21 protein-coding genes and 1 pseudogene are annotated in these 26,415 nt (G+C 64.6%); 3 read left to right on the forward strand and 19 right to left on the reverse strand.

Annotated features, from left to right (window positions below):
- Positions 1-40: 40 nt before the first annotated feature.
- The 3 genes and pseudogenes from MUW49_RS16870 to mobA all read right to left on the reverse strand — a co-directional run bounded on the left by MUW49_RS16870 (position 41) and on the right by mobA (position 2,562).
- Positions 41-1,120, reverse strand: a complete 1,080-nt coding sequence (locus MUW49_RS16870) for an FUSC family protein (protein WP_210539123.1) — start codon at positions 1,118-1,120, stop codon at positions 41-43.
- Between the two features lie 345 nt (positions 1,121-1,465).
- Positions 1,466-1,951: pseudogene (gene mobB, locus MUW49_RS22110) on the reverse strand (molybdopterin-guanine dinucleotide biosynthesis protein B); the annotation flags it as partial.
- Positions 1,948-2,562 (reverse strand): molybdenum cofactor guanylyltransferase MobA, encoded by a 615-nt coding sequence (gene mobA, locus MUW49_RS16880; RefSeq protein WP_210539125.1) that lies wholly within the window; start codon positions 2,560-2,562, stop codon positions 1,948-1,950. The pseudogene mobB and the gene mobA, both read right to left, overlap by 4 nt.
- Positions 2,563-2,783: 221 nt before the next feature.
- On the opposite strand from mobA, the gene MUW49_RS16885 reads away from it, so the two are divergent.
- Positions 2,784-4,493 carry an NAD-dependent malic enzyme gene (locus tag MUW49_RS16885; RefSeq protein ID WP_042016259.1) on the forward strand — a complete coding sequence of 570 codons (1,710 nt, stop codon included), beginning with the start codon at positions 2,784-2,786 and terminating at the stop codon, positions 4,491-4,493.
- Between the two features lie 117 nt (positions 4,494-4,610).
- On the opposite strand, the gene MUW49_RS16890 is transcribed toward MUW49_RS16885, so the two are convergent.
- Positions 4,611-5,876: a Hint domain-containing protein gene (locus tag MUW49_RS16890; RefSeq protein ID WP_244813001.1), complete on the reverse strand. Its 1,266-nt coding sequence runs from the start codon at positions 5,874-5,876 to the stop codon at positions 4,611-4,613.
- A gap of 317 nt (positions 5,877-6,193) precedes the next feature.
- Here MUW49_RS16890 and MUW49_RS16895 point away from each other — a divergent pair, with 317 nt between their 5' ends.
- Positions 6,194-7,432: a uracil-xanthine permease family protein gene (locus MUW49_RS16895; RefSeq protein ID WP_041213272.1), complete on the forward strand. Its 1,239-nt coding sequence runs from the start codon at positions 6,194-6,196 to the stop codon at positions 7,430-7,432.
- A 144-nt stretch (positions 7,433-7,576) separates the two neighbouring features.
- Positions 7,577-8,317: a dienelactone hydrolase family protein gene (locus MUW49_RS16900; RefSeq protein ID WP_160838012.1), complete on the forward strand. Its 741-nt coding sequence runs from the start codon at positions 7,577-7,579 to the stop codon at positions 8,315-8,317.
- Positions 8,318-8,380: 63 nt separating this feature from the next.
- On the opposite strand, the gene MUW49_RS16905 is transcribed toward MUW49_RS16900, so the two are convergent.
- From MUW49_RS16905 to MUW49_RS16970, 15 genes are all read right to left on the reverse strand, one after another.
- Positions 8,381-9,379: a beta-propeller fold lactonase family protein gene (locus MUW49_RS16905; RefSeq protein ID WP_244813002.1), complete on the reverse strand. Its 999-nt coding sequence runs from the start codon at positions 9,377-9,379 to the stop codon at positions 8,381-8,383.
- Positions 9,380-9,436: 57 nt separating this feature from the next.
- Entirely contained in the window at positions 9,437-10,045 is a 609-nt protein-coding gene (locus MUW49_RS16910) for a LysE family translocator (protein ID WP_160838016.1), read from the reverse strand.
- Positions 10,046-10,165: 120 nt separating this feature from the next.
- Positions 10,166-13,483, reverse strand: a complete 3,318-nt coding sequence (gene mscK, locus MUW49_RS16915) for a mechanosensitive channel MscK (protein ID WP_053288265.1) — start codon at positions 13,481-13,483, stop codon at positions 10,166-10,168.
- 149 nt (positions 13,484-13,632) lie between these two features.
- Complete coding sequence (pykF, locus tag MUW49_RS16920; RefSeq protein WP_010673615.1) at positions 13,633-15,045, reverse strand: pyruvate kinase PykF; 1,413 nt, start codon at positions 15,043-15,045, stop codon at positions 13,633-13,635.
- Positions 15,046-15,449: 404 nt separating this feature from the next.
- Positions 15,450-16,580 carry a cupin domain-containing protein gene (locus tag MUW49_RS16925; protein WP_010673616.1) on the reverse strand — a complete coding sequence of 377 codons (1,131 nt, stop codon included), beginning with the start codon at positions 16,578-16,580 and terminating at the stop codon, positions 15,450-15,452.
- A 152-nt stretch (positions 16,581-16,732) separates the two neighbouring features.
- The gene (gene purB / locus MUW49_RS16930) at positions 16,733-18,103 is read right to left on the reverse strand and encodes an adenylosuccinate lyase (RefSeq protein WP_041214787.1); all 1,371 of its coding nucleotides are present in this window, start codon (positions 18,101-18,103) and stop codon (positions 16,733-16,735) included.
- Positions 18,104-18,133: 30 nt separating this feature from the next.
- Entirely contained in the window at positions 18,134-18,745 is a 612-nt protein-coding gene (gene hflD, locus MUW49_RS16935; protein ID WP_010673618.1) for a high frequency lysogenization protein HflD, read from the reverse strand.
- 211 nt (positions 18,746-18,956) lie between these two features.
- A complete protein-coding gene (gene mnmA, locus MUW49_RS16940) occupies positions 18,957-20,063 on the reverse strand; it encodes a tRNA 2-thiouridine(34) synthase MnmA (protein WP_010673619.1) in 1,107 nt (368 codons plus the stop codon).
- Between the two features lie 303 nt (positions 20,064-20,366).
- Positions 20,367-20,834, reverse strand: coding sequence for an NUDIX hydrolase (locus tag MUW49_RS16945; RefSeq protein WP_010673620.1), 468 nt, complete (start codon positions 20,832-20,834; stop codon positions 20,367-20,369).
- 64 nt (positions 20,835-20,898) lie between these two features.
- The gene (locus MUW49_RS16950) at positions 20,899-21,807 is read right to left on the reverse strand and encodes a pseudouridine synthase (RefSeq protein WP_113978177.1); all 909 of its coding nucleotides are present in this window, start codon (positions 21,805-21,807) and stop codon (positions 20,899-20,901) included.
- Positions 21,808-21,889: 82 nt separating this feature from the next.
- Positions 21,890-22,357, reverse strand: a complete 468-nt coding sequence (locus MUW49_RS16955) for a GNAT family N-acetyltransferase (protein WP_113978179.1) — start codon at positions 22,355-22,357, stop codon at positions 21,890-21,892.
- Positions 22,354-22,476 (reverse strand): hypothetical protein, encoded by a 123-nt coding sequence (locus MUW49_RS21955; protein WP_257709793.1) that lies wholly within the window; start codon positions 22,474-22,476, stop codon positions 22,354-22,356. Before MUW49_RS21955 ends, MUW49_RS16955 begins: the two co-directional genes overlap by 4 nt.
- A 78-nt stretch (positions 22,477-22,554) precedes the next feature.
- Positions 22,555-23,316 carry a DUF3142 domain-containing protein gene (locus MUW49_RS16960; protein WP_042864178.1) on the reverse strand — a complete coding sequence of 254 codons (762 nt, stop codon included), beginning with the start codon at positions 23,314-23,316 and terminating at the stop codon, positions 22,555-22,557.
- A gap of 3 nt (positions 23,317-23,319) precedes the next feature.
- Positions 23,320-25,440, reverse strand: coding sequence for a hypothetical protein (locus tag MUW49_RS16965; RefSeq protein WP_210539126.1), 2,121 nt, complete (start codon positions 25,438-25,440; stop codon positions 23,320-23,322).
- Between the two features lie 246 nt (positions 25,441-25,686).
- Positions 25,687-25,980: a hypothetical protein gene (locus tag MUW49_RS16970; RefSeq protein ID WP_042879347.1), complete on the reverse strand. Its 294-nt coding sequence runs from the start codon at positions 25,978-25,980 to the stop codon at positions 25,687-25,689.
- Positions 25,981-26,415 lie beyond the last annotated feature (435 nt).

Below are 26,415 nucleotides of genomic sequence, written 5' to 3' on the forward strand. Positions count from 1 at the left end.
ATCGGCGGGGCTTTTTTGTGGGCGGTTGCAGGAGGCGCGCTCAGGGGCGGGCCGAGGGCTTGGCATAGGGTTGCAGCACCAGTCCCAGCAGGCGATGGAGGTGGGCGAGCTGCTCGATGAGATGGAGATTGAGCCAGAGGTAGCCGCCAAGGGTGGGGTCGTGTCCCAGGCCTGGCGCCTGGCTTGCTTCCCCATCGAGCCTGGCGGCGGCCTCTTGCAGGCGGCCGATGGCCTGGTCGGCCGCCGTGGTATCGCCGCTCTTGAGCATGAGGGCGAGTTCGGTGAGCACCGACTTCGTCGCCTGCTGGCAGGCGCGAAGCCCCGGGTGGCTCTGCATCAGGAAGTGGCTCTGGCGATCCCGCCAATAGGTGTTGGCCAGCATCTCCAGGGTGCAGACGCTGTTGCGAAGGGTGGTCTGGGTCGCCTCGAACAGCGGGCTGCCAAGGCGGGTCTCCTTGACCGCCGGGGCCAGCAGGGGGCGCAGGCTGACTATTTTGGCGAGCAGGCGGGCGTGGCTTCGGGTGAGCTTGGGGCGCTCCAGCACGTTGGGGGAGAGGTGGGTGTGGTAGAGCCGCCCGGCCTGCTGCAGGGTGTCGTGCATCTGCAGACGCCAGTGGGTATAGGCCCGCTGGGGGTAGATGCTGCAAAACAGCAGGGCCAGCACCGACCCCAGGATGACGTCGCCGCTGCGCCAGAGCGCGGTCTCGATGTCCCCGGGCACCCCGCCGACGATGACCCCCAGGGTGATACCGATGAGCAGCCCCACATAGGGGCGCTTGCCGAGCGCCAGGTAGCCGCACAGGAACATGATGGCGCAGCACCAGGCCAGCATCAGGGGCAGGGAGTAGAGCTCCAGATAGAGGGCCACCACCCCGCAGGCGGCGCCGAAGACGGTGCCCACCACCCGTTGCAGAGCGCGCGACAGCACGTTGCCCCAGAACGAGATGGGGCCCATCACCACCACCAGGGTGATGAGGGGCCAGGTGCTCTCCGGCAGCTTGAGCTCCCGGGTCAGCAGGAAGGTGAGGGTGAAGGCCAGGGCGATGCGCAGGCCGTGGACCAGGCGGTAGCGGCCATAGATGAGCAGATCGAAGCGGGAGAGCGGGGCATTGAGGCGCAAGGGCGTTCTCTTATCTCGGGTCAGGGGTGTGAGGATAGCAAGGAGGACGGCATTTGCCTTGACCTGCGTCGTTTCCCCGGTTCATGCGGGCGCACCTGTCGGCAGGCGCACCATGACCCGCTCGCCGGGGGGAAGGGCCACGCTACCCGGCGCCCGTTCGATGCGGCAGTTGGCACTGTCGTGGCCCCCGTCCACCGGGCGCACCAGCAGGGTGCCCGCCTCGTCCTGACTGAGCAAGCCGGGCACAACGCCCTGCTCTGCCGATGGGGGCAGGGCCGCCAGCAGCCGGGCGCAGAGGCGAAGGGGCGACGGGGCCTGACGGGGGGCGTGCGGGGGCAACTGGGCGCAGATGAAGTCGGCGATGGCCTCCAGATCCTCGAAGGGGAACCGGGGCAGGGTCGTGGTCTGGGGAACGTCGCTCACGAGGGCGACGATGTCAGGATCATCGGGGAAGAGCAGGGGCCGGCCGATGGCGGCGCGATACAGCTCTATCTTGGGAAAATGGTGATGCTTGAACCCCTCGACCAGCAGCAGATCGAGCCTGTCCCAGTCGAAACGGGCCAGCAGCACCTCGAAGGGGGGCTCCCCCTCCGGGGTCTCCCGGATCAGGGCGTGGCGCCGGTCGGAGGCCGCCATCACCTGGGTGGCGCCCGCCTGGCGCAGGCGGTGGCTGTCCTTGCCGGGCTGGTCCATGTCAAAGGCGTGGTGGGTGTGCTTGAGCACCCCGAGGCGCAGACCGCGGGCCACCAGGCGCGGGATGAGGCGCTCCAGCAGGGTGGTCTTGCCGGTGCCGCTCCAGGCGACGAAGCCGAGCAGGGGCAGGGGGCTCATGGCGCGCCCCTTTCCCGCAGCCTCGTCTCCCAGGCGGCGAGTTCGGCCGGGCTGTTGAGGTTGACGAAGGCGTCGGGCAGATCGGCAAAGGGCACCACCGCCATCCGGTGGCGGGCAAACCAGGCCCCGGTCTTGCGCTCCCCGTCCGCCAGCGCCTGGCTCAGGGAGGGGCGCAGGGCGCGGCGCAGCAGGGCGACCACGGGCTGGAGGTGCTCCCCGTCGTGGGCCACCACCAGATCGGTGTCCGGGGTGATGGCGGCGAGAAAGCGGGTCATCAGATCAAGGGGCAGGGCGGGGCCGTCACAGGGGACGAACAGCACCCAGTCGTGACGGGCCGCCGTCAGCCCCGCCAGCATGCCGGCCAGCGGCCCCTGGAAGTCGGCCTGCGCATCTCCGATGACGGGAGCAAGCTGCCGGTAGCGAGCCTGGCTGCGGTTGGCGTTGATCAGCACCTCGTCCACCTGGGGGCGCAGGCGGGTCAGCACGTGTTCGATCAGGGGAGTGCCCGCGAGGGGCACCCAGCCCTTGTCATCGCCCCCCATGCGGGTGGCGCGACCGCCCGCGAGGATGACGCCGCTGACGAGAAAAACGGGGGAAGAGGGAGGGGTCATGGTGCTCCGTTGCTCGCAAAGGGATGCCCACAGGGGCGTGTCGGGATCTTGCGCCAAGGCGGGCGCGGGAGCAACCTTCGGCTGCCCCGGCAAAGGCGCCTTTGGCCGCAGGGTTTGTCCAAGCTCACAAAACCGGATCGGCAAACGTCATATGATCCCCAGCATTCTGAGTCTTGCTCTCCTGCCTGATGGCAACTTCATGTAAATCAAAGAGAATGACTATGGCTACCGGACAATATCTGCTGTGGAAAGATGCACAGGGTCACGATTTTCGCCCCGTTGCGCTGACGGGCACCAATCTGCTCAACGATCGCAACCTCAACAAGGGTACCGCCTTCACCGAACAGGAGCGGGCCGATTTTGAGCTGGGCGGCCTCTTGCCGCCTCAGGTGCAGACTTTCGAAGCCCAGCTGGAGCGGGTCTATGAGGCCTTCCTGAGCGCTTGCAGCGACATCGAGAAGTACCAGAACCTGCGAGCCTTGCAGGATCGCAACGAAACCCTGTTCTACGCCCTCCTGTCCCGCCACGTGGAGGAGATGACTCCCTACATCTACACCCCGACCGTGGGCAAGGCGTGCCAGGAGTTCAGCCACCGCTTCCAGAAGCCGCGCGGCCTCTACATCACCCCGAAGAACGTCGAGGACATGGGCTCCCTCGCCCGCCACATGGATGCCAAGGCGGTGCGCATCATCGTCGTGACCGACAGCCAGGGGATCCTCGGCATCGGCGATCAGGGGGTGGGGGGCATGGGCATTCCCATCGGCAAGCTCGCCCTCTATACCCTGGGGGCTGGCATCCACCCCGCCTGCTGCCTGCCCATCGCGCTGGACGTGGGCACCGACAACCAGGCGCTGCTGGATGACCCCATGTACCTGGGTCAGCCCCACAGGCGCATTCGCGGCAAGGAGTACGACGACTTCATCGACAAGTTCGTGGCCGGGGTCAAGCGCCACTTCCCCAACGCCGTGCTGCAGTGGGAGGACTTCAGCAAGTCCAACGCCTTCAACAACCTGGCCCGCTATCAGCAGGCGCTGCCGTCGTTCAATGACGACATCCAGGGCACCGGGGCCGTGGTGCTGGCGGGTATCATTGGGGCCGTCAAATCCAAGGGGGAAACCCTGGGCCAGCAGCACTACCTGGTCTACGGGGCCGGGGCTGGCGGGGTCGGGGTGGCGGATCAGATCTGCGCTGGGATGATCCGCGAGGGGCTTGACCCGCAGGCGGCGCGGGATCGCATCTATATCCTGGATACCCAGGGGCTGGTGTGTGACAACCGCGAGGGGCTGGATGAGTACAAGCGCCGCTACGCCAAGCCGGGCCTCTTGCTGGCCCAGTGGGATCTGCAGGGCAAGGCGGGGCTGACCGAGGTGCTGCGCCACGTGCCCATCACAGTGCTGCTCGGCACCAGCGGCGCCGGCGGCGCCTTCCAGGAGGAGCACATCCAGCTGATGCTGACTCACTGCGAGCGCCCCATGGTGTTCCCCCTCTCCAACCCCACCGCCAACTGCGAGGCCCTGCCGGAAGACATCTTCCGCTGGAGCCAGGGGCGCGCCATCGTCGCCACCGGCAGCCCGTTCAAGGATGTGCACCATGAGGGGCAGGATTATCGCATCGGTCAGGGCAACAACGTCTTCATCTTCCCCGGCGTGGGGCTGGCGGCCATCGTCAGCCAGATCCGCGAGATAAGCCCGGACATCTTCACCACCGCCGCCTTTGCGCTCGCGGAGTGCGTGAGCGAGGCGGATCTCGCCCGGGGCACCGTCTACCCGAGGATCAGCGAGCTACGCAACATCTCGGTGCACGTGGCGACCGCGGTGCTCAAGGACATCGTGCGCCGGGATCCCTCCCACCCGCTCATCGGTCAGGATCTGCAAGAGCACATCCTGAGCCATATGTGGGAGCCGGTCTACCTGCCCTATCGCCGGGTCTGAGGTGCGACCTGCCCGCATGTGTCGCGGGCATGACAATGCCATAGAAAAAGAGAGGGTGGCCCAGGCCACCCTCTCTGTTTTCCGCCCTGCTGTGTGTGCGGGGCAGGACGCTGACACCTATTGAGCGGGCGGGGGCACCAGGCGGTCATCGACGCTGCCGTCGCCCCGAAGCTTGTTGCCACTGGCATCGACGGCGTCCACGCCGTTGTCGTCCACGCTGCCATCGCCCCGAAGCTTGTTGCCATTGGCATCGACGGCGTCCACACCGTTGTCGTCCACGCTGCCATCGCCTCGAAGCTTGTTGCCATTGGCATCGACGGCGTCCACGCCGTTGTCGTCCACGCTGCCGTCGCCCCTTAGCTTGTTACCGTTGGCATCGACGGCGTCCACACCGTTGTCGTCCACGCTGCCATCGCCTCGAAGCTTGTTGCCATTGGCGTCGACGGCGTCCACACCGTTGTCGTCCACCCGGCCACCGGCATGACGCTCCCCGCCTGCATGTTTGTCGCCACCGCCGTGGCGATCGCCGCCAGCGTGCTGGTCGCCACCGGCATGTTCGCCCTGACCACGGTCATCGCCGCCGTGGCCGCTGTCGTCCCCGCCATTGTTTCCGTTATGGCTACTATCGCCTCCATTTCCGCTATTGTTTCCACTGTGGCTACTATTGCCCCCACCGCTGCCCCCACCGCTGCTGTTGCTGCCTCCGCCGCCGCTGTTGCTGCCCCCACCGCCGCTGTTGCCGCCTCCGCTACCACTGTTGCCGCCGCCATCCCCCCCTTTGTTGTGCACGATCAGCCCATTGGCCACATAGCTGTGGCTGCCATCGAGGATCAGGTTGAACAGCGCCGTGGCGGGCGGGGCATCAACCCAGAAGAGGGAGGCCACCGGCAGTTCGACAGGGTGCGGCGCCAGCGCCAGGTTGCCCGCGCGGCCCCCCTCTGACCAACCCAGCAGGTGCATGCCGGTAAAGAGCGGCAGCACGGCGAGGGCCGGGTTTTCGGTGCGGGTCATGGCCGGTGCGATGGCCGCCCAGCCCTGGGTGGTGAGGAAGGGGTGCTCGGCGGTAAAGAAGGGGGGCAGATGATTGAGCCCGTAGAGCCTGCGCCCCCCCAGCGCCACCCGCTCGATGGCCTGGATGCGGTTGCTCTGCCCGTGCCTGTCCCGCACCCGATCGCCGACCCGCAGGGTCTCGATGGGGCGTTCGCTGCCATCGGCCATCAGGATGCGGGTACCGGCAATGAAGCAGGACTTGGCATGGGCCTGGTTTGCCTGCCATTGGTGGTGGTCGAAGTCATAGCTCAGCGGGGTGGCGAACAGGGCCAGGGCGATGGCCGAACCCAGCAGCAGCCGGCGCTGGCTGGGTTTGAACGAGGGCAGTGACATGGGGAACTCCTTGTCGGTGTGGGGTCACGCCTTCGAGTATAGAGAGGGGGTTGGGGCGATATCTGCGTCGACCAGTTGAAAGCCTTGTCATGTCAACTCGCCGGAAAAACGATTGGCGTTGGCCATAAAAGTGCGTAAAATCGCTTCCTCGATGCTTGTAGCAGCGAATCCCGCCTAAAAAGCCAGTTTCATGCCCTCCCCAAGCAGTAAAAGGCAACAAATGACGCCGTTTGGCCCGTTAGCTGCCTTGAAAAAGTCTTGTGATGACTGAAAAGTGTCAATTATCCCTGTCAGTTATCAAAAAATTAAGGATACCCATGTTTTCCTTGGTCAAGCAAAGCGTCGCCGGGCTGCAAATTCTGTTTGTCGCCTTCGGTGCCATGGTGCTGGTGCCCCTGCTCACCGGACTGAACCCCTCCATGGCCCTGCTTGGCGCCGGTGTAGGCACCCTGTTGTTCCAGCTCTGCACCCGTCGCCAGGTGCCGATCTTCCTCGGCTCCAGCTTCGCCTTCATCGCCCCCATCATCTATGCCACCCAGACCTGGGGCCTGCCCTCCACCATGTTCGGCCTGTTTGCCGCCGGCTTCATGTACTTCATCCTGGCGGCCATCATCCGCGCCCGGGGCATGGGCTTCGTGCACAAGCTGCTGCCCCCCGTGGTTATCGGTCCCGTCATCATGGTGATCGGCCTGTCGGTGGCTCAGGTAGCCTGCAACATGGCCATGGGCCGTGCCGGCGGTGAGCAGGTGGTGCCTGCCACCACGGCGCTGACTCTGGCGGGCATCTCCCTGGCGGTCACCCTGATTGCCGCCGTGTTCTGCAAGGGCTGGATCAAGCTCATCCCCATCCTGTGCGGTGTCATCGCCGGTTATGTCTCTGCCGTGCTGATGGGCCAGGTGAGTTTCGATGGGATGGTCAACGCCCCCTGGCTGGCGCTGCCCCACTTCGAGACCCCGGAGATCAACTGGGCCGCAGCCCTCTTCATGCTGCCGGTGGCCATCGCCCCCTGCATCGAGCACATCGGCGGCGTGCTGGCCATCGGCGGGGTGACCGGCAAGGACTACACCAAGGATCCGGGCCTGCACCGTACCCTGGCCGGTGACGGCATCGGCGTTTGCTTCGCCGGTTTCATCGGTGGCCCCCCCGTCACCACCTATGCGGAAGTGACCGGCGCCGTGATGATCACCCGCAACTTCAACCCGGTCACCATGACCTGGGCCGCGGTGTTTGCCATCATTCTGGCCTTCTTCGGCAAGTTCAACGCCCTGCTCACCTCCATCCCCATGCCGGTGATGGGCGGCATCATGCTGCTGCTGTTCGGATCCATCGCCGCCATCGGTCTCAAGACCCTGGTGGAGTCCAAGGTGGATCTGGGGCTGTCCCGCAACATCGCCATCGTGGCGGTGACCCTGACCGTGGGTGTCGGCGCCCTGGAGATGAAGATCGGTGACTTCGCCCTGGCGGGCGTGGGGCTGGCCTCGGTGGCGGCGATCCTGCTCAACCTCATCCTGCCCCAGCACTCCGAAACGGGTGCCATGGAGAGCGCCAAGGATTAAGCGCCTGGCTTGCTGTACGTTGAGATGATGAAAAAGAGGCCACCTTCGGGTGGCCTCTCTTTTTTTGCCTGCGTACCACTGAACCCGGGCTCCCATGTGAAGCGGCTACACTCAGGGGCACCATTGACGGGAGAGGATGAAAGGATGAAGAGGGCATGGATCCTGGCCCTGCTGGGGCTGATGGGGAGCGGCGCGGCCGAGGCCGGTGCGGTGCGCTACGAGGTCGAAGGCAAGCCGTTCGAGGGCTATTACCTGGCGGGTGCCGACAAGGAGGCCCCTCTGGTGGTGCTGGTGCACGACTGGGACGGGCTCAACGGTTACGAGATCAAGCGGGCCGAGATGCTGGTGGCCCTGGGCTACAGTGTCTTTGCCGTCGATTTGTTCGGTGCCGGGGTCAGGCCGGGCACGGTGGAAGACAAGAAACGCCTCACCGGGGCCCTCTATCAGGACAGGACCAGGATGCGCACCCTGCTGCAAGGGGGATTGGCGGAGGCGGGCAGGCAGGGGGGGCGGCTCGACAATGCGGTGGCCCTCGGTTACTGCTTTGGCGGCGCCGCCGTACTGGAGCTGGCCCGCAGCGGGGCGGATCTCAAGGGGGTGGTGAGCGTACACGGCGGGCTGGAGACCCCGGCCGGGCAGGACTACAAAGAGGTGAAGGGACAGTTGCTTGTCCAGCACGGCAGCGCCGACGAGGCGGTCTCTCTGGGTCAGTTTGCGGCGCTGGTGGCCGAGCTGGAGAGCGCCGGGGTGAAGCACGAGGCGACCAGCTACAGCGGCGCTCCCCACGCGTTCAGCGTCTTTGGCTCGGACAACTACCGCGCCGATGCCGATGCCAAGTCCTGGCAGCGTTTCACCGGTTTCCTGAAGGAGGTGACCGGCTCCTGAGGGGGCCGGCTCACGCAGGCCATGGCAGTGCCATGGCTTTTTTTATGCCCGTTTTTCGCCATCTCAGGGGAGGGCGAGCACCCTCACCCACATGGCCCCCTTGCCCACCTCGCTCCGTGGGCCCGGGGTGAGCTGGCCGCTTTCGGGGTCGATGGCATGCAGCGCCACCTCGTGGGATTGCTGCCCGGTCGCGATGAGCCAGTGGCCGCTGTGGTCGATGGCAAAGCCCCGGGGACAGGCCTCGGTCGGGAAGTGGCCGAGGGGGGTGAGGGCGCCATCCTGGGGGGAGACGCCGAACAGGGTGAGCAGGCTGCTGGCCCGTTCGCTGGTGTAGAGAAAACGTCCATCCGGGGTCAGGTGCAGGTCGGCGCCCCAGCGCTCCCCCTCATAGCCTGGGGGCAGCATGTCCAGGCTCTCGCGCGCCACTATCTGTCCATCCGCCTCCCTGTGGTAGCGATTGAGGGTGGCATCGAGCTCGTTGAGGCAATAGAGATCGCCGTTGTCCGGGTGCAGTGCCAGATGGCGGGGCCCGGCGCCGGGTGCGGTGTGAATGTCCCCCAACGGGTGGGGAACCAGCCTCTCGTCCACCAGGGCAAAGCGGCGCACCCTGTCCTCTTTCAGGCAGGCCACCAGCAGCTCCTGCTCCCCGTTTTGCCCCGCAAGCCAGGTGACCGAGTGGGCCGCCATCAGGTCGTCGAGATGCTGGTGAGGGGGCTGCATCCGGCCCGCCTGATCCTGGCGGGAGACGGTGACGTGGTTGAAGGCGTAGGAGGCGGCAAAGAAGAGGCGGCCGCTGTCGTCCGTGCAGGTGTGGGAGGCGCTGCCGAGCAGCGGCGCCGAGGTCGGGGCCCCGAGCCGCCCATCGGCGGAGATGGGGAAGCTCAGCACCCGAAAATCGGGGCGCACCCCCGCATGGAGCCAGCGCCGGTCCGGGCTGATGACCAGGGGCTGCACCTCGCCGCCGGTCTGCACTTCCTGCAGCGGGGCGAGGGTGCCTGCCTCGAGGCGAAACACATGGATCAACCCGCTCACCGGGTTGGCCACATAGACCACTTGTTGCATTGCATCTCCTTTGCGACGGCCATCCGTCGGGTCAAGGGAAAGGGGAGTCCCGGCGTCTCAGGCGGGGATCAGGATCTCGCGAATGACGGGCACCACTGACAGTACCAGCAGGGCTGCCATCACCTGGTTGAAGCGGCGACGGGCAAGATCGTTTGCCAGCCAGCGCTTGAGCAGGGAACCGCACAGGAGCCAGAGTCCGACGCAGGGGAAAGAGACGATGAAGAAGGTCAGGGCGATGACGAGGTGCTGCTCAAAGGGGTCGCTTCCCGCGCTGGTGAAGGCGGCGATGGCACCGGTGGCGACCACCCAGGCCTTGGCATTGACCCACTGGAACAGGGCACCCTTGAAAAAGCCGAACGGGCGGGTCCCGTTGCTGTCAGCCATCCCGTCCGTCGGGCGGGCGATGAGCCAGGCAAGATAGAGCAGATAGAGGGTGCCCGCGCACTTGATGAACATGTGGAGTTGGGGGAAGCGGGTAAAGAGCTGGCCAAAGCCCAGCCCCACCAGCAACAGCATCAGGGTGAAGCCGACGCAGATCCCCATGAGCAGGGGCAGGCTCTTGCGTATCCCGACGCTGGCGCCGGCGCTCATCACCATGATGTTGTTGGGGCCGGGGGTGACCGATGCCGAGATGGCAAAGAGCACCACGGCGTAGAGCGAGTCCATTGGGTTCCTCATGCAGACAGTCCGTTGTCTTCCCTATATTGGGGGCGATCTGCGCTTTCCAAGGCGGGGGGCGGGCAGAAAAAAACAGGCCCCGTGACGGGGCCTGTGAAGCGGGCGGGATCAGACGGGCTGGTTCCCTGCCGGCGGCAGCGCCGGGCGGGATTCCACCTTCTGTTCGTCTCCCTGCATGTTCTTGATGTAGACGTCCATCTGGTTGAACGCGATCTCGATGCCATGCTCGCGGAACAGCACGTCGATGCGGCGGTTCAGCTCGTCGATGGCCGGGTTGCGATCCCCCAGCTCGCTCACGAAGAAGCGCAGCTCGTGATCCAGGGTGCTGGGCCCGAAGGTGAGGAAGTAGACGATGGGGGCCGGGTCTTTCAGCACCCGGCTGTTCTCCATGGCGGCCTGCATCAACAGCTTGCGGGTCAGATCCAGATCCGAGCCATAGGCCACCCCGACCCGGGCGATGACCCGGGTGACGGTGTCGGACAGGGACCAGTTGATGAGCCGCTCTATCATCAGCTGCTGGTTCGGGATGATCACCTCCTTGCGGTCGAAGTCGGTGAGGGTGGTGGAGCGGATCCTGATCTTGTTGACCGTGCCCGAGATGGTGCCGATGGTGACGGTGTCGCCGATCCGCACCGGGCGCTCGAACAGAATGATGATGCCTGAGATGAAGTTGGAGACGATCTGCTGCATGCCGAAACCGATACCGACCGAGAGACCGGCGGCCAGCCACTGCAGCTTCTCCCACTGGACCCCGAGCATGGCCAGCGCCGTCAGGCTGCCCACCCCGATCAGGGCGTAGTTGAGCATGGTGGTGAAGGCGTAGGCCGTGCCCTGGGCGAGGCGCAGCTTGGAGAGCACCAGCACCTCCAGCAGGCCCGGCAGGTTGCGGGCCAGCGACAGAGCCGCACCAAACACGAAGAGGCCGGTCAGCACGTCGCTCAGGCTGATGGGATAGAGCACGGCGTTGGCCCCGGTCCCCTCGCTCTTGTGCCACAGCACCACGCTGTCGAGGTAGGTGAAGACCGCCACCAGATCAGACCAGAGCCAGTAGAAGGCGACGCCGAACACCAGCAGCAGCATGATGCGGGTCAGACGCAGGGACTGCTGGCTGACCTCTTCCAGATCCATGGGCTGCTCTTCGATGGCTTCGCCCCCTTCCGCATCCTCCTGGGTCTTGTGTTCCCGCTTGGCGACCGCGCGGCGATAGGCCAGACGACGGGCCGCCAGCTCAAGACCGCGCAGGGCGGTGCGATAGACCAGACCCCAGATGATGATGAGGTAGAAGGACTCGATGAGCCTGCCGGTGAGTTTCAGGGCCGTGTAGTAGTAGCCAAGGGCTGCCAGCACCATCAGGGCCACCGGCGCCAGCGCCAGGGCGACGGCGGTCAGGGTCTGCAACATGCTCGCCTCGCCCTTGATGCGGGCGCGGGAGATGGGCAGCACCAGGTAGGCGGTCAGCCCCAGCAGCAGCATGGTCATGCCCTGGCCGATGACGTCGTTGCCAAGGGAGGAGGGCTCCACCACCGCCTTGGTCGACAGCATGATGAGGGGCAGCAGGGGCAGCCAGAGGTAGCGCATGCTGTTGCGCTTGGCCTGCAGCTCGTCCCGCGGCATGCGGAAGTGGGTCTCGCCGATGCCCCCCGGTCGCATCACCGACAGGTAGACACTGAACACCAGGTAGCCGAGGGCCAGGTTCAGGGTGATCTGGAAGATGAGTCTCGGGCTCAGCAGGCCGCAATAGGCGAGCAGCAGGCCGGCGGCCAGGATGAAGAGGGTGCCCGGCAGGCGTTGCAGCACGGTGAACAGCAGGGCTCGGGGGGTGTGCCACTGGCTGTCCTGACGAAAACGTCCCAGATCCTTGACGATCTTCTTCTGGCGCTCGAGCAGGGTGCCGCGCTTCCACAGCAGCAGGCCGCCCACCAGCAGCAGCGGCAGGGAGAGCAGGGAGACCGCCAGCAGCATGTCGCCCCAGCCGCTCCAGTCCGGTTTCAGCACCCAGTCGGAGGCCTGCTTGAAGGCCTGGGCCGGCCAGGTGATGAACCACTTGGCATCGATGGGCTTGTTGCTGCTCACCCAGAAGATGTGCTGCTGCAGGGTGAACTCGATGGAGGCATAGACCCGGGTCAGCTGCTGCTGGGTCAGTTGCAGGCTGATGGCGTTGGTGAGCTGGGCATCCATCTGGCGGTTGAGCTGATCCAGCAGGCCGATGCGGGTGTCGATGAGCTTGGCAAGGCTGGCCCTGTCTTCGTCGCTCACCGTCTCGCCGCTGCTGGCAATGAGGTTGTCCAGATACTGGTTCTTCTGGAACAGCTGGTCACGCTGCTGGCTCAGTTCGAACTGGGCCAGATGCAGGTCGGCGATCTGCTCCTCCAGGTTCTTCACCAGGGTGGAGGGGGCCGCTTCCAGTTGCTGGTAGAGCTGATAGAGGATGCGCGAGAGCAGCAGGTTGCCCTTGAGCATCTGCACCTGTTCGTTGAGGTTGCGCTCGGTCTGGGTGCCGCGCTCCAGCATGCTCTTCGCCTGCAGGTTCTTCTGGGCCAGGGTGTTGAGGCTGTTGGTGGAGCTGATGAGTTGCTGGCTGAGCTGGTAGTTGAGCTCCTGCTCTTTTTGCACCAGGGGGTTGTCTTCGGCGGCCACCAGTTCGCCGGTCTCTTCGGCGGTCTTCTCGGTATCCCCCAGGCGCTTGGCGCTGCTCTGCTCCTGCAATGCCTGCAGTTTCTGCTCTTCACTGGCAAGACGGGCACTCTGGTAGTCCCGTTGCTTGACCACCAGATCCTGCATGCTGGTGCGGTTGTCCAGCTCCTTTTGCAGGTTGGCCAGTTGCAGATCCAGCAGGGCCAGTTCGGCATTAAGCTTCATTTTCTCGGCGCTGCTCACCCCGTCCCCGGCGTTGAGGCGGGTGCGGATCTCCTGGCTGCGCTGATAGGCGCGGCTCATGCTGGCCTGGGCCCGCTCCGGCAGGGTCTGCAGGTTGGTGATCTGGCTGCCGATGGTGCCAAGGGCCTCCTGGGCCGCCTGCATGTTGGCCATGATCTCGGGTTGGCGGGCATCGAGCTCCGCCAGGCTCATGGTGGCGTATTCGCTCTTGAGCTGCTCCGGGCTCTTGCCCTGGGTCAGGGCGTCGAGCTTGGCGCCGATCTCCTTGAGCTCTGCCGGCAGGGTGCGCAGGCGTTCGCTCTGGGTTTTGGCCTTGCTCTTCTCCTTGTCGATGCTGTCGAGGAGGGAGAGGGTGTCAGTCAGGAACTTCTGGTCCGCCTGCTGGCTGGCCGTGGGGGTGTCCGATTTGCCGAGGGCGTCGAGCGCCCGCTGCACGGTGGCGCGCTGGGGCAGATCCTGCGCCAGGGTGCTCGGGGTCCAGAAGGTAATGAGTAAACAGAGCAGCGGCAGCAGGGTGGCCGAGGCTCTTTTGAAGCGTGTTGAGAGCATAAAGCGTCCGGGTGATTATGCGATGTTCGGGGGATTTTCCACCAGGGTAAAATCCGCGTGGATTCTAGCACCGGCGCAAGAGGGGCAGCAGGGGGAGAGATAAAAAAAAACGGCGCCCGCAGGCGCCGCTTTCATCGGTTCAGGACTGATTACAGTACGTGAACGGAGGCGGTGTTGGTGGTACCGCTCGGTACCAGGGCACCGGAGACCATGACAACCACGTCACCCTTCACGCCCATGCCGATTTCCAGCGCGGCTTCTTTGCCGATGCGATAGAAGTCGTCGGTGGAGGCGATGGAGTCAACCACGTGAGCAACCACACCCTTGGTCAGCACCAGCTGGGCAGCGGTCTTCTTGTTGGTGGTGATGGCCAGGATCCAGGCTTTCGGGAAGTACTTGCGGATGGCCTTGGCAGACTTGCCGCCTTCGGTGGCAACCACGATCAGCGGGGCGTCCAGCTTCTCGGAGGTCTCTACCGCGCCTTTGCAGACCGCTTCGGTGATGCGCAGCTTGTTGCTGTCGTTGGCAGCAGACAGGTTGGACGGCATCACGGCATCGGTACGCTCGCAGATGGTGGCCATGATGGTCACGGCTTCCAGCGGGTACTTGCCCTTGGCGGACTCACCGGACAGCATGACTGCGTCGGTACCGTCCAGGATGGCGTTGGCCACGTCGCCGGCTTCGGCGCGGGTCGGACGCGGGTTCTTGATCATGGAGTCCAGCATCTGGGTGGCGGTGATGACCACTTTGCGGGCTTTGTTGCACTTCTCGATGATCATCTTCTGGGCGAAGATCACTTCTTCTACCGGGATCTCGACACCCATGTCGCCACGGGCAACCATGATGCCGTCGGAGACAGCCAGGATCTCGTCGAAGTTGTCCAGGCCTTCCTGGTTTTCGATCTTGGAGATGATCTGGATGTTCTCGCCGCCGTGGGCTTTCAGGTGCTCACGGATTTCCAGCACGTCTTCTTTCTTGCGAATGAAGGAGGCGGCAACGAAATCAACGCCTTGCTCGCAACCGAAGATGAGGTCGCGCTTGTCTTTCTCGGCCAGGGCCGGCAGCTTGATGGAGACGCCCGGCAGGTTGATGCCCTTGTTCTCGCCCAGGTCACCGTTGTTGAGCACTTTACAGATCACTTCGCGCTCGGTGATTTCGATGACGTCCAGGCCAATCAGGCCGTCGTCAACCAGGATGCGGTTGCCGACGCGCAGGTCGCTGGCAAAACCGGCATAGGTGACGGCGACTTTGTCTTTGTTGCCCACCACGGTCTGGTCGGTGGTGAAGGTGAAGGTCTGGCCGGCGACCAGGGAGACGTCGTTGCCGCCTTCGAGCTTGATGGTGCGGATTTCCGGACCCTTGGTGTCCAGCAGGATGGCTGCGTGCTTGCCGGTTTCGGCCATGACAGCGCGCAGGTTGCTGATGCGACCACCGTGTTCGGCGTAGTCGCCGTGGGAGAAGTTCAGGCGCATGACGTTCATGCCGGCATCCAGCATCTTGCCCAGCATTTCTTTGGATTCGGTCTTGGGACCGATGGTGCAGACGATTTTGGTCTTTTTCATGTCAGTCTTCATGGTTAAGGAATTTCCGCCGTGCAATATACACCAGTTTTTGGATACTTTTTATGATCCAGAAACAACGTTTTGAGCGAAAACGGCCTCAATTTGAAAGATAACGTTTTCGATCACAGCTCATTTTAGGGGCTAAAATAATTGATTTTCCGCAACTGAGGCCATTTGGTTCCCATTTCTGGCCCCGCATCCTGCCCGATCCCATGTTGTTAAATGACAAACAACAGGGCCCCATTGCGGGGGCGATCCGGCCCGATGCCGTTGGCCGTCATCCAGTGTAGTCACTCCCTCCCGCGGCGTCAGGACGAAGCAACGCAAGGCTGGAGCCGGTAGGCCTACAGCGGAAAAAAACGCCGCCCCTCCCGGCACGCCGGGAGGGGCGGCAGCCCTCTGGATCAGCCGAAGAACCAGTAGCCGCGGTTGACCAGCCGGGTCAGCAGTTGCAGGAAGCCCGCCTGATCGGCCAGTTCCACCAGCGCGTCCTGGGTGATGATGTCCTTGTCGCACAGGAGTGCGATGGCGGCCGGATCCTCGCTTGGCAGGGTCCAGGCTTCGCCGTCGATGTAGCAGGTGCGGCTCTCGCCGCTGAACCAGACGCTGCGCAACCCCGGCACCTTGATGGCGGGCTCCCCCTGGCTCAGCAGGTCGGCCACCTCGTCGGCGCTGTAGTCCGGCTCCACCGGATTGACGTCCAGATCGTGCTTGGCCTCGGAGATCATGGTGCCGAACCACTCCTTGAACAGGGTCTCGTCGTCGAGGGCCTGTTGCATCAGCTCCCGCAGGCGGTGCAGCTCATGGGGCTGGATCTCCCCGTGGCGGGCGCGGGGCTGGAGGTCCGGGTCGCCGTAACGTTCGGTGCGGATCTCGTTGTCGATCAGGTGATCGGCAAAGGAGGAGACAAGGGCCTTGGCGTCCGGTGCGCGGAAACCCACCGAGAAGTTCAGGGAGGGCTCGATGGCGTAGCCCTCGTGGGGGAATCCGGGCGGGATGTAGAGGATGTCGCCCGGCTCCATGATGACGTCGATGATCGCCTCGAACGGCTCGCAGTGCAGCAGGGCCGCGTGGGCGGCGAACTCGTTCAAGGGCTTGGCATCGCCGACCCGCCAGTGGCGCTTGCCCTGACCCTGGGTGATGAAGACATCGTAGTTGTCGATGTGGGGGCCGACACCGCCGTGAGGGGTGGAGAAGCTCACCATCACATCGTCAAAGCGCCAGCCCGGGATGAACTGGAACGGCACCGCCAGCTCGTGCACCTCGGGTACCCAGTGGTTGCACGCCTGCACCAACACGGTCCAGTTCTCTTCCCCCAGGTGATCGTAGGATTCGAAGGGGCCGTGGGCCGCCTCCCACTTGTTGTTGAAGCGGGTGACCAGGCGCGACTCAATCACCTCTTCCATGGCCAGACCTGCCAGCTCGTCCGGGCTGATGGGATCCTGAAAGTCGGTGAAACCGCCCTTGATGAGGAGCGGGCGCTTCTGCCAGTAGTGCTCGAGGAAGTGAGCGATATCCAGATTGAGTTGGTACATGGTGCTTCTCGTATCTTGTGAGAGGGCTTGCCCAAGGCGGGCTTGGGCAAGGGCTCTGAAATGGCCCGATAGAGGGTGATCATATCAAATGGGCCAAAATCAACGGGGGCCCTGCCGTCATGACAGAGCCCCCGCCGGTTCGGTTACATCACTTATTTCAGCAGATCGACCAGACGCTGGGCGTCGCCGATGTAGTTGGCCGGGGTCAGCTTCTTCAGCTCGACCTTGACCGCTTCCGGCAACTCCAGGGTGTCGATGAAGGTGCGCATCCCTTCGGCGTCGACGCGGCGACCACGGGTCAGCTCTTTGAGCTTCTCGTAGGGCTTCTCGATGCCGTAGCGGCGCATCACGGTCTGGATGGGTTCCGCCAGCACTTCCCAGTTGGCGTCCAGATCGGCGGCCATGGCGTCCGCGTTGGCTTCCAGCTTGGAGATGCCCTTCAGGGTCGCCTGATAGGCAATCAGGGAGTAACCCACCGCCACACCCAGGTTGCGCAGCACGGTCGAGTCGGTGAGATCACGCTGCCAGCGGGAGATGGGCAGTTTGCTCGCCAGGTGCTGGAACACGGCGTTGGCCAGACCCAGATTGCCTTCGGAGTTCTCGAAGTCGATGGGGTTGACCTTGTGGGGCATGGTGGAGGAGCCGATTTCGCCGGCGATGGTGCGCTGCTTGAAGTGACCCAGGGAGATGTAACCCCAGACGTCACGGTCAAAGTCGATCAGGATGGTGTTGAAGCGGGCCAGGGCGTCGAACAGCTCGGCGATATAGTCGTGGGGCTCGATCTGGGTGGTGTAGGGGTTCCAGGTCAGGCCGAGAGAGGTGACGAACTCCTCGGAGAACTGGTGCCAGTCCACATCCGGGTAGGCGCTGATGTGGGCGTTGTAGTTGCCCACGGCACCGTTGATCTTGCCCAGCAGCTCCACCGCCATGATTTGCTTGAGCTGGCGCTCCAGACGGTAGGCGACGTTGGCCATCTCCTTGCCCATGGTGCTCGGGGTCGCCGGCTGACCGTGGGTGCGTGACAGCAGCGGCATGTCGCGGTACTCGACGGCCAGGCGCTTGATCTCGCCGATGAGCTTTTCGCAATAAGGCTTGATCACCTCTTCCCGGGCGGTCTTCAGCATCAGGCCGTGGGAGTTGTTGTTGATGTCTTCCGAGGTGCAGGCGAAGTGAATGAATTCGCTGACGGCGGCCAGCTCCGGGTTCACTTCCACCTTCTCTTTCAGGAAGTACTCCACCGCTTTCACATCATGGTTGGTGGTGCGCTCTATCTGTTTGATGCGGGCGGCATCCTGCTCGTTGAAGTTGCTGACGATGCCGTCAAGCACGGCATTGGCTGCCTCGCTCAGGGCAGGGACTTCCGGGATCCCGGCGTGGCTGGCCAGTTTTTGCAACCAGCGCACCTCGACTTCGACGCGAAAACGCAGCAGACCGAATTCGGAGAAGATAGGGCGCAGGGCATCGGCCTTGTCGCCATAACGACCGTCAATCGGGGAAACGGCAGTCAGCGCGGACAGCTCCATGGGGTGAACTCCTGATGATTGGTGTGGGGGTTAAAATCGTTTGGCCAGTTCCACCATCTTCTTGCGGGCGAAGATGATCTGGGTACGGCTGCCGCCGAGCTGGCGCCACAGCACCACGGCGCGGATGCCTGCGAGCAGCAGGGCGCGCACCTTGTGCTGCACCAGGGGCTGCTGCAGGAAGAGCGGGGTGCCCGCCACCTGGATGCGCGGCCCGATGGGGCTGATAAGGTCGCTGTAGATGCTCGCCATGTTGGCCAGGATCTGCTCGTCGAGCAGATCGAAATGCTGTTGCTGGCGGCCGATCTGGCTGATCCGCTCCCCCAGCATGTTGAGGATGTCCTTGCGCTTGGCGAGCTTGCGCTCCAGCGCGATCAGGCTCACCACGTAGCGGGTCAGCTCGGCATTCTTCTGGCTGCCGTCGGCCCCCAGCTGTTCCACCAGGGCGCGATAGCCGTCGCGAATGGCCAGGTGGCTGCCGAACACTTCCAGCGGCTGCGTGGGGTTGGTGACCAGAATGCTTTGCAGGCTCTCGCGCAGGGAGGCTTCGTCGCAGGAGCCGTCACGGGCCACTTTCTGCACCAGATAGGCGGCCTGGCAGATGCCTGCGAAGGCCATGGTTCTGTCTTGGAATTTGTCGCTCATATCTTCACGGCCCTGTTCTGTTCTTTCACCGGCCGATGCCATGATCCGGCCTGGACGTTGCCAATCATGTATCGCTGCCTGGTACTGTTTTTCTTTGTCCCCTCTCCCTCAGGGAGAGGGTCAGGGTGAGGGTGGTTGCCCCCTCATCCCCAACCCTTCTCCCGCGAGGGGAGAAGGGAATACAGCGCGGACGCTCGTGAGCGCCCAGCCCTTAGACCGGATGGCTGAAACGTTGTTCGATGATGCCGCCGCCCAGACACACTTCCCCGTCGTAGAAGACGGCGGACTGGCCCGGGGTCACCGCAGCCTGTTTCTCGTCGAAGATGACCCGGATGGTCTCATCGTCGATGGGCTGGATCAGGCAGGGGATGTCTTCCTGACGGTAACGGGTCTTGACGGTGCAGCGGCGCGGCGCGCGAATGGGGGTGCGATCCACCCAGTGCAGCTGGCTCGCGACCAGGCCGTCGGAGTAGAGGCGGGGGTGTTCCCCTTGCGCCACCACGAGCGTGTTGCGCTCCACCTCTTTGTCCACCACGTACCAGGCCTCTTCGGTGGCATCTTTGCGACCGCCGATGCCAAGCCCCTTGCGCTGGCCCAGGGTGTGGTACATCAGCCCCTGATGCTCGCCGATGATCTTGCCGTCCACGGTTTCGATGGGGCCGGGCTGGGCGGGCAGGAACTTGGCCAGGAAGTCCTTGAACTTGCGCTCACCGATGAAGCAGATGCCGGTGGAGTCTTTCTTCTTGGCGGTGATGAGATCCAGCTGCTCGGCGATGCGGCGCACCTCGGGTTTTTCCAGATCCCCGACCGGGAACAGGCTCTGACCCACCTGGGCTTCGCTCAGGGTATAGAGGAAGTAGCTCTGATCCTTGTTGGTATCGAGGCCGCGCAGCAGGCGCGGGCGGCCGGTGCTGTCGTCACGGCGCACATAGTGGCCGGTGGCGATGTAGGTGGCCCCCAGCTCTTCGGCGGCAAACTCCAGGAACGCCTTGAACTTGATCTCCTTGTTGCACAGGATGTCCGGGTTCGGGGTGCGACCCGCCTTGTACTCTTCCAGGAAGTGTTCGAAGACGTTGTCCCAGTATTCGGCGGCGAAGTTGATGGTGTGGAGTTTCATCCCCAGCTTGTCGCAGACGGCCTTGGCATCAGCCAAATCCTGGGCGGCAGAGCAGTACTCGTCCGTGTCGTCTTCTTCCCAGTTCTTCATGAACAAGCCTTCGACCTGATAGCCCTGCTGCTGGAGCAGGTAGGCCGAGACGGAAGAATCCACGCCGCCGGACATGCCGACGATCACCTTGATTTGGCTGTTGTCTGTCATTAGTCGAAGTTACCAGTTCGTTTAAACGGGGCGTATTCTACCAGAGTTTTGCGCCCCCGGTCACATCTCCCTGCCGCCGTTCCCCTTGGAAGCCCGGCGGCGGGAAATCGTTTTTCTATTTGTCGGCGCCATGATGAAAAAATGGCGCCAAACGGTCCCGCATAGCCTGTTCACGATCTGTCACGAGAGGCCGTCAGCAAGGTAAAGAGCAGCGCAGGAACCGGAACGTATAGATATACGTGAGGATTCCGAGCAGCACATGAGCCTTGATCACGGTCTCGCAGTAAGAGCGTGGGCAGGCTCTCAGATGAAGGCCTTGAGGGCCGACAGCGGCAGCCTGGTGCCTGCCAGATAGTCCTGAATGCACTGCCACACCAGGGGGCTTCGCAGGGCGGGCTTGCACTCGGCAATCTCCTCCAGGCTGAGCCAGTGACAGGCCAGTACGTCACCGTCGGGATCCTCTGGATGGTGCTGACCGGGCGACTTTTCAAGGTCGAAGATGACGGCGGTGCGCACAAAGGTGGCCTCGCTGTCCGCCGGTTTGAAGAGGTAGACCCCGAGCCAGCCGGTGGGGGCGGCGGTGAGTCCCGTCTCCTCCTTCAGCTCGCGGCAGGCCGCCTGGATGAGATCTTCTCCCGGCTCCACGTGGCCGGCGGGCTGGTTGAAGCGGCGCTTGCCCGCAATCTCCTCTTCCACCAGCAAGAAACGCCCCTGCCAGTGCACCAGGGCGGCCACGGTGAGGCGGGTGGGCAGCGGTGGGTGATCGCTCATAAGGACTCCTTGTCTTGTTGTCTGTGCCCCGGCAGGGGCGCTCGATGCAGATCCGCTGTCGCCTTCATTCAGAGGGCTTGGGGCGAGCCGGACGGCGGGCGGTGGTGCGCCCGCCGCTGCGATTGCCGGGGCGCGGGTCTGCCCCGCGGCGGTCCCGCCCCAGGGGTGGCTCCTGATCTGTTGGCCGGGCGGTGCCGGGGGCACTGCGGCCAGTGCCCCCGGCTGCGGCGGATGCCCGTGGTTTGCCTTGCGTGGAGGCTGGTCGTGGCGCGGGGGCCAGCTCGGGAGCGGGCAGGGCGCGGCTCTCTCCCGGCGCCAGACCATCGAGGGTCCACTCCCCGATGGCGTAGCGGATGAGGCGCAAGGTGGGGTGGCCGATGTGGGCGGTCATGCGCCGCACCTGGCGGTTGCGCCCCTCCACGATTGTTATCTCGAGCCAGCAGGTGGGGATCTCCCTGCGCTCGCGTATGGGCGGATTGCGTGGCCACACCGCAGGGTCATCCATGATGCGCGCCCCGGCGGGCAGGGTCATGCCGTCGTTGAGCTCCACACCGGCGCGAAGGGCCGCCAGTTTCTCCTCGCTCGGGATGCCTTCCACCTGCACCCAGTAGGTCTTGGGGGTCTTCTCTCCCGGCTGGGTGAGGCGTGCCTGCAACTTGCCGTCGTTGGTGAGCAGCAAGAGCCCTTCGCTGTCTCGATCCAGCCTGCCCGCGGCATAGATGCCGGGCTCGGTGATGTAATCCTTGAGGGTCTCGCGGCCCCCTTCGTCGGTGAACTGGCAGAGCACCATGTAGGGCTTGTTCAGGAGCAGCAGCTTGCGATCCGCCGGGGCGGGGGCCGGTTTGCGCTCGTTGACCCTCCCTGGGTGCCGGGCCTCCCGGCGTTGGGATGGGCGCACCGTAGTGGGCCCGCTGGCCGTGCTGCCTGCGTCAGGGCGGGCGGAGAGGGAGAGACGGGGACGGGCTGATTTCATCGCATGCCTACCAAAAACAGGGGATGGCGGAGTGTACCACAGGGGGCGGCCATCAGGGGGAGAGCGGGGCTTGCCTCTCGGGTCAGGGGGTGGCGATGTCCGGCGCCAGTGCGAGGGAGAGGCGCAGCATGTCCTTGTGCTGGATGCCGTGCTCCATCAGGGGCTCGGGATAGTGGATGAGGAAGTGATCCTTCACGACGGCATGGACGCGAAAGCCGTGGCGCTGGTAATAGGTGAGCTGGTGGCCGAAGCTGCCGGTACCGAGTTCGACACGGCCTATCCCCTTCCCGGTCAGGTTCGCCAGCACGAAGCGCAGCAGGCCGGAGCCGATGCCCTGCTGCTGGCAGTTGGGGGCAACGGCGATGTTGAATATCTCGGCGGTTTGCTCCCCCACCAGGCCCGCCACGCAGGCCCCCACGACCTCGTTGTCCGCCAGGGCGGCAAAGCCCCAGGCCCCGGGCAGGTAGGCGGCGATGCGCGACGCGGCGGGATCGGCCTCCAGCAGCAGGGCCAGCGGCAGGTGGGCGGGGTTCATCTCGACAAACGTCATCCTTGTTTCTCTCCCTGTTTGTGACGGCGCGCGGCGCGCAGCACGATGGCGGGCTTGACCGACGTGGTGGCCCGGGCGGCGTTCCTCTCGCACGGCATCTCGCCCGGTGTGGATGCCACCAGCCGGATCTGGGTCTGCCACTGCTGCTTGCCGCGGGCACGCCCTTGCCCCTGTCCCCGATAGGGTTCACCCGCATCTCAGTGGGCGTCATGCCGGGGAACAGGGGGGCTGGTCCCCGGGATCGGCGCCGGGCGGTTGAGCAGGAAGACCACCTCGCCCCGGTAGTGGGGGGAGGCGGCCAGTGTTGTCTGCCAGGCGGGATCCCACTCCCCATCCTGCACCAGCCCGACCTTGAACGGGATGGTCAGGTGAGCCATGGCGGGCAGATAGGCCTGATAGCCCGGCACCGTGCGCGTGCCCTGATAGGTCTGGATCACCAGCTCGTCCACGGGCAGGCGATTGAGCTCTGCCACGTCCCCCGTTTTCGCCCAGTCGAGCAGCCCCGTCACGCTGAGCTTGCACCCGGGAGGCAGGGCACGCCGCAGTTGTTGCAGGGCGTTGCCATAGCGATCGAGCTGGCGGGTCGCCGCATCGAAGTCGATCTGGATGCCCGCCACCCTGGCCCCGGCCGCGCGCCACCCCTCGTAGAGGCGCACCAGCACCTGCTCGTGGGCGGGGGAGAGGGGGAGGGCGTTGACACGCACCACCAGCCAGACCTGCCCGGCCTTGAGGGGAGAGGGAACCCGCCCCAGCTTGACGAAGCGGGGACCGCCGGGCCTGTCCAGGATCTCCCCCTGATGCAGATAGAGGGTGCTGGCCTGTTCCAGTACCGGCTGGTGGCGGGTGGCGGACCAGAGCCAGAACCCGTGATAGGCGCTGGCATCGACACTGGCCTCAAGGGGGGTGGCCAGGGCCGTCAGCAGCAGCGCCAGCAGGGCGCGTTCAGGGGGTCTGCTCATGGCTCACCAGTAGTATTTGAGGGATCTGGCCCACACCGAGTTGCCATAGCGCTGCTTGAGGGTGTTGAACCAGGCCTGCCGGGTGCGTTTGGGGATCTCCTGGCTGTCGCAGCTGTTGTAGCCGGAGGGGGCATAGCACTGGATGGCGCGATAGAGGGCATAGCTCTTGTCTTCGGGCTCCGCCTTGGGGTTGGCAATCACGGCCTGATAGAGGGCGAGGCGACTCGGGAACGTGGGGCGCTCGTCTTGCGCCAGCCCCCAGATCATCTCGCGATCCTGCCACAGGTCGATATGGGGATCCCGGCTGCGCAGATACTCCCCGAAGCAGTTGAGGGCATGACCATCGTCGGGGCGCTGCACCAGGGTGCCAAGGGTCTGGGCCAGATCCCGGCAGTGGTAGCCCTGGGGCGTCCCCTCTCCGCGCCACTGGAACGCCGAGAGGCGCACATCCCCGTTGGGCACGGGTTCCCAGGGCGCGTCGGCGGGAGGGGTCGCCTCCTTGTAATCGGCGGGGATGAGGGCCACATCCTGCAAGAAGGTGGCCGGGTCGCTGGCGATGAGATCCCGTACCAGCAGGGTATGGAGCGCAATCTGCCGCTCCGCGGCGCTCGGGCCCTGACTGGCTTGCTGGCGCAACAGGGCGGGTTCGGCCTCCTGCTTGAGCACGGCCGCGCGGATGCGCAGCTGGGTGATGGGGCTGCCCGGCTGGAAGATGGCGGCCGTGTTGCCGGTGCGCACCCAGTGATCCGCCAGCACGTTCTCCACGAACGCCTGCTGGGCCTGACCCAGGGGGGAGGCCACCAGCGCCATCAGGGCCTGCTCGGCCTTGTCGAAGGCCTTCATGCCCTGCCAGGCCCAGATGCGCAGCATCTGGTGGCTGAATGCCAGGGTGGCGTCCTCCTGCCCGGGGGAGGGCAGGGCCAGCACCTGCTCGAACTGCTTGTCCAAAAAGAGGGCGTAGGCCTTGAGATAGGCCGCCTGCGCCTGGTGACCGGTTTTTTGCAGGTGCGCGATGGCGTCGTCCAGCTGGGCATCTTGCCAGTCCCGCGGCCGCTCATAGGTCGGTCTGAGACCCCGCAGGGCATTGACGAACAGCAGCGCCGGCTGGGCCGAGTCCTGATAGGCCGCCTGATGGCGATAGGCATCGCCACTGAGCAGGGTGAGATCGATCTCGTTGACCAGGGCCTCCAGCGCCGGCAAGGGCTGGCGGGTTGCCATGGCCTCGTCATAGGCATCCCGCAGGGCGCCGAGATCACCGGCCATCCACTGGATGCGTCTGAACAGTCCTCTGGTCGAGCTGGCGTAGCGCCCTTGCGGGTAGGCCGCCAGATAGGCCTGACCCTGGGCCATGGCGCGGCGAAGGGCCTCCTTGTCGCTCCTGGTCACGTCCTGATCGCCGTATTCGTCCTTCGCCTCCTTCATCGCGAGGTTGATCTCCGTGCGCATCACCATGTAGGTCGCGCTCTCGGCCACCCAGGGGGCCTTGGCCTGCTGCAAGGCGGCAAAGCCTGCGCGGGCCTCCTCGAAGCGGCTCTCGTAGAAGTGCCGGGCGGCCTGCAGATACCCCTGCCACTCCAGGGCAGCATCGCTCATTTCGGTAGCGGGGGCCGGGCTCTCCTGTTGTCCCAGGATCAGCAGACGGCTTCGCAGCAGCGACGTGCGCTCCGGGGCGGGCACCTCGCTCTGCTCGAGGGCGTCCAGAAACGCGCTGACCGAGGAGAGGGAGTTGGAGATGGCGTGGCCGTAGAGGGAGTCGTGGCCCGCGTAGTGCTCGAGCAGCGGTGGGAGGGACGGGTCGTAGGCGGCCAGCCGGCTGCCGAGCTGCTCGCGCAGCGCCGGGTCCTCCACCTCCTCCGGCTGGGGGAGGCGGGTGAGGTAGAACAGCGGCTGGCTGCGCTCGTTCAGCGGATCCGCCGGCAGGGTGAAGGGGAGGGGGTGATGCTGTGCATCCCCCAGCAGCATCAGCAGGTTGCCCCGGGTGTCGTTCTCGTTGAGATAGAGCGGATAGGTAGGGAGAGGGCAGTCGGTGAGCCAGAAGCCGCACCCGTCACCGTCACCGGAGGCGAGGGCGGGCAGTGCAACCAGCGTCATCGCCAGCACCGAGCAGTGGGTCAGAGATGTCATGGGATCGCTATCCGTTTGTGGGCCCGCGCCGTGCATGACGCCCGGGCCGGAAAAGGGGGTTTGCAGTGGCGGGCAATAGTACGAAAGAGGGTCACAAACGACAACCCATTCTGACCTGGTAGGCGCTCTCCCTGTCAAGACGCCTGCGCCATCTCCCTGTCCCGAGCATGTGCTCTTTGCTGCTTTGCGGGTGTCAGCATCTGCCATCGCCATACATCGCCATACAAAAAGGGCGAATGTGGATACTTATATAGGGGGCTCTTCGGTGCGAAAGAGCGCCTTGCCGCAGGCGAGGCAGGTGTGGCGAAAGCGATGATCAGGCCAGCCGGTCTGGGGGTGGCCCAGCACCTTGTCGGAGCCGCAGGCGCAGCAGCGCGCCCCCAGTTCATCGTCGATGGCGCATTCGGGATGCTGGTGCAGGTAGTCGGCGCGGGTAGGCAGACGCAGCCAGTCGGGCTGGGCATGGCGCTGGTTCCAGAAATAGCACCCATAGAAGGTGCCTGCGGCGACGGGCAGGGCAAACCACCAGAAGAGATCCATGTCATGACTCCGACGAGAGGGGATGAGGGCGGCAACAACCCGCTCAGCAGGCGCGGTGCGGCCCCATTTTATCGGGGCGGGAGTGGGGCGGGATATGCCCGGATGGGTAACAAGCGAACCTGCTGGTGGTCGGGCTGGCAAGCCGCAGGGCCGGGGTTGGGGATTATCTATCCATTAAAGAGATGGGTTGCGTCATAACCTATCGCATTTTTGGATGGACAAGGGGGCCTTTCCGGTCGCAAAGCCCGGAGAGCGGGCAATGCTGTTCAGATAAGCACTTTTTTGACTGATTATTCATAAATTGGATTTGAGTTGAGGGGGCAAGGCTGTGTCCAGTCGATCTTCCTCCAGCCTTTATCCAGCGGGGCTTGCAATAGAAAGAGGGAGGCATCATGCCTCCCTCGATTTTTTGTCCTGATACTACGTGGACTGGAA

The organism is Aeromonas sp. LsrichE-8G (genome assembly GCF_022869435.1).
Classification (GTDB): Bacteria; Pseudomonadota; Gammaproteobacteria; order Enterobacterales; family Aeromonadaceae; genus Aeromonas; species Aeromonas caviae.

Coding starts and splice junctions, on each gene's coding strand:
- MUW49_RS16900 (WP_160838012.1), top strand. CDS start 7,577: ATGAAGAGGGCATGGATCCTGGCCCTGCTGGGGCTGATGGGGAGCGGC.
- MUW49_RS16890 (WP_244813001.1), bottom strand. CDS start 5,876: ATGTCACTGCCCTCGTTCAAACCCAGCCAGCGCCGGCTGCTGCTGGGT.
- purB (WP_041214787.1), bottom strand. CDS start 18,103: ATGGAGCTGTCCGCGCTGACTGCCGTTTCCCCGATTGACGGTCGTTAT.
- MUW49_RS16960 (WP_042864178.1), bottom strand. CDS start 23,316: ATGAGCAGACCCCCTGAACGCGCCCTGCTGGCGCTGCTGCTGACGGCC.
- mscK (WP_053288265.1), bottom strand. CDS start 13,483: ATGCTCTCAACACGCTTCAAAAGAGCCTCGGCCACCCTGCTGCCGCTG.
- MUW49_RS16955 (WP_113978179.1), bottom strand. CDS start 22,357: ATGACGTTTGTCGAGATGAACCCCGCCCACCTGCCGCTGGCCCTGCTG.
- MUW49_RS16905 (WP_244813002.1), bottom strand. CDS start 9,379: ATGCAACAAGTGGTCTATGTGGCCAACCCGGTGAGCGGGTTGATCCAT.
- MUW49_RS16950 (WP_113978177.1), bottom strand. CDS start 21,807: ATGAAATCAGCCCGTCCCCGTCTCTCCCTCTCCGCCCGCCCTGACGCA.
- mobA (WP_210539125.1), bottom strand. CDS start 2,562: ATGACCCCTCCCTCTTCCCCCGTTTTTCTCGTCAGCGGCGTCATCCTC.
- MUW49_RS16925 (WP_010673616.1), bottom strand. CDS start 16,580: ATGTACCAACTCAATCTGGATATCGCTCACTTCCTCGAGCACTACTGG.
- MUW49_RS16945 (WP_010673620.1), bottom strand. CDS start 20,834: ATGAGCGATCACCCACCGCTGCCCACCCGCCTCACCGTGGCCGCCCTG.
- MUW49_RS16885 (WP_042016259.1), top strand. CDS start 2,784: ATGGCTACCGGACAATATCTGCTGTGGAAAGATGCACAGGGTCACGAT.
- MUW49_RS16895 (WP_041213272.1), top strand. CDS start 6,194: ATGTTTTCCTTGGTCAAGCAAAGCGTCGCCGGGCTGCAAATTCTGTTT.
- hflD (WP_010673618.1), bottom strand. CDS start 18,745: ATGAGCGACAAATTCCAAGACAGAACCATGGCCTTCGCAGGCATCTGC.
- MUW49_RS16910 (WP_160838016.1), bottom strand. CDS start 10,045: ATGGACTCGCTCTACGCCGTGGTGCTCTTTGCCATCTCGGCATCGGTC.
- MUW49_RS16970 (WP_042879347.1), bottom strand. CDS start 25,980: ATGGATCTCTTCTGGTGGTTTGCCCTGCCCGTCGCCGCAGGCACCTTC.
- pykF (WP_010673615.1), bottom strand. CDS start 15,045: ATGAAAAAGACCAAAATCGTCTGCACCATCGGTCCCAAGACCGAATCC.
- MUW49_RS16965 (WP_210539126.1), bottom strand. CDS start 25,440: ATGACATCTCTGACCCACTGCTCGGTGCTGGCGATGACGCTGGTTGCA.
- mnmA (WP_010673619.1), bottom strand. CDS start 20,063: ATGACAGACAACAGCCAAATCAAGGTGATCGTCGGCATGTCCGGCGGC.